The following is a 1,504-nucleotide window of genomic DNA, read 5'->3' on the forward strand; positions in this document are numbered from 1 at the left end:
TGAAGAGCGCATGGGGATATTTGCGAGGTGGCGCTTTCGTTGCGCCCGGTTTCTCTCGAACTTCGCCTTCGGCGCGATCCTCTTCACGCAAGCCGTGGCGCTAAACACCGAGACCAAGATGCGTCGGTATGTCATGCCAGAAGCCGTTTCCTCGGGGGGGGAGGGTTAGGTGGGAACTCTGCCGTGGTGGTCGCAAGCGGAGACATTTATCGCGCAGCCTTGGGTGACAATTTTACTTCTGGTGGCGGCCTGTCTGCTGCTCTTTCATGATATGCTCACCCCTCTCACCTGGGGGCTGACCGGTAACCTGAGTGTGGTCTGCTTCGCGCTGGTTCTGGTTGCCCATGCCGTCAGTGGGGTGGGCGTCGCCGTGCTAATCGGTGGCGTCGCGCTGCTTCTGATCGAGACCCACTTGCTGCCTGGCCGTGGGATCGCCGCCCTTGTGGGCTTCGGTCTGGTCTTTGGGGGGATCTATCTGTCTTTGAGCGATGGCCCCAAGCACGCCAGCAACGGCTTCTCGCTGGCTGCCGCCGCCACGGTGACGGTTTTCTCCATTGTCACGTTTCTTGCCTATCTGCCTAAATCCCCTGTCTGGAAGCAGCTTGGCCGCGAAATATATGCTCAGTCCGCTGGTGTGGAGTTTGTCCGTGATCTCCCACAAGAGTGGATCGGCAAGCGCGGCCAGGTCGCCACACCGCTCCGTCCCGTCGGCGTTGTTGTCATCGAAGGTCGCCAGCTCACCGTGGTAACCGAGGGCGATTTTCTAGAGCCCGGCGTCGAAGTGCAGATCACCGAGATCATGGGCGATAGGATCGTCGTTGATCCCATTGCCGTGCTTGTTGGGGCATAGCCTAAAACCAGGATTTCATCGCTTCCAGCAGGCTGTACGATGTCATGTCTAAGTGTAGCGGTGTGACGGCGATGTAGCCCTCCGCTACCACGGCGCTATCGGTGCCTTCGGGGGCGGGCTCTTCGCTGGGCAGACCACCCAGCCAGTAGTACGCGCCGCCGCGTGGGTCGAGGCGCTTCTCCATCCGGTCTTTGTAGCGCCGCTCGCTCTTGCTGGCGATTTTTATGCCCTTGATCTGGTCTTCCGGCAAGTCCGGCACATTGACATTGAGCAGGGAGTTGCGCGGCAAGCCATGGGCGACGACTTTAGGCACTAAGTCGCGCGCAATAAAGCGCGCCGCAGTGTCGTAGTGCAGGTCGGGGCCAAAGCTGGTAGTGGAGACGGCGATAGCGGGAAATCCTAGGATAACGGCCTCCATTGCAGCGGCGACAGTGCCGGAGTAGATGACGTCCCAGCCGAGATTCGGCCCATGGTTGATGCCCGAGATCACCAGATCCACACCACTCTCCGCACAGATCGCATCCAGCCCGAGCAGCGCACAGTCCGCAGGCGTGCCAGAAACTGCCCAGCCCATTGAGCCATCCGGAAGGCGCGTCTCAACGGCTCTAAGCGGCTTGTGGAGCGTGATCGCGTGACTGGCTGCTGAGCGTGGAC

At 60.6% G+C, this 1,504-nt stretch carries 2 protein-coding genes; one reads left to right on the top strand and one right to left on the bottom strand.

What is annotated here, in order from left to right; translation table 11 throughout:
• Positions 1-169 precede the first annotated feature (169 nt).
• Entirely contained in the window at positions 170-850 is a 681-nt protein-coding gene (locus tag ACH2EH_RS14120) for an NfeD family protein (protein ID WP_395142683.1), read from the top strand.
• 1 nt (position 851) lies between these two features.
• Here ACH2EH_RS14120 and surE read toward each other — a convergent pair.
• Positions 852-1,504: 5'/3'-nucleotidase SurE (gene surE / locus ACH2EH_RS14125; protein ID WP_395142684.1), on the bottom strand; the 653-nt coding region annotated here is incomplete at its 5' end.

It is taken from the genome of Armatimonas sp. (genome assembly GCF_043760365.1).
Lineage (GTDB): Bacteria > Armatimonadota > Armatimonadia > Armatimonadales > Armatimonadaceae > Armatimonas.